This window comes from Streptomyces anulatus, from assembly GCF_014650675.1.
Lineage (GTDB): Bacteria > Actinomycetota > Actinomycetes > Streptomycetales > Streptomycetaceae > Streptomyces > Streptomyces anulatus.
Genome location: NZ_BMVK01000047.1, coordinates 1 through 551, shown reverse-complemented (window position 1 = coordinate 551; position 551 = coordinate 1). Strand labels below are relative to the sequence as shown.

The window sequence follows — 551 nt, the reverse complement described above, 5'->3', positions numbered from 1 at the left end:
GGGCGGTGGTGCGGGTGACGACGGTTTCGCAGAGGGTCTGGAGGTCCTGGGCGGCCTCCACCGCGGTCGGCTCCTTGATGGCGGTGGAGACCGCGGCCGCCGGGACGATGCTCGGAGCGGGTGCATCGAGGCGGGCGAGGACGCGGGCTTCGGCCGCGTCGATGTCGTCCTGGGTATAGGGAGCGGAAGCGAGGCGTGCTCGGGAGAGGAATTCGTCGATGTGAGGGGTCATCGCCGTCCTTCCATGGTGCGGTCGGGTCCCAGGATCTCCCGCAGGCGGCGCAGGGAGTGACGGACCGTGGAGCGGACAGTGGGGCTGCTCATGCCCAGTACGGCGGCCACCTCGGGGGCGTTCATGCCCTGGAGGTAGGTCATCACCATGACGTCCTGCTGGCGGTCGGTGAGCTGGCGCAGAGCACGGAAAAGGGCGAGGGATTCGGTGATCTGGCCGATCGGGTCGACCGCGTCGCGCAGGGCGACGGTGTCGAAAGCAGCGTCGTCGATCAGCGGGGGCCGGCGTGTGCGGGCGCGGGCGTGGTCGATGACCTTGT

2 protein-coding genes are annotated in these 551 nt (G+C 69.9%); both read right to left on the bottom strand.

The window, feature by feature from the left end; genetic code table 11:
• Nucleotides 1-232 (bottom strand): hypothetical protein (locus IE272_RS38550; protein ID WP_373304247.1); only part of this gene is annotated, 232 nt, incomplete at its 3' end.
• On the bottom strand, nucleotides 229-551 hold a 323-nt coding region (locus IE272_RS38545), incomplete at its 5' end, for an RNA polymerase sigma factor (protein WP_190010425.1). The genes IE272_RS38550 and IE272_RS38545, both read right to left, overlap by 4 nt.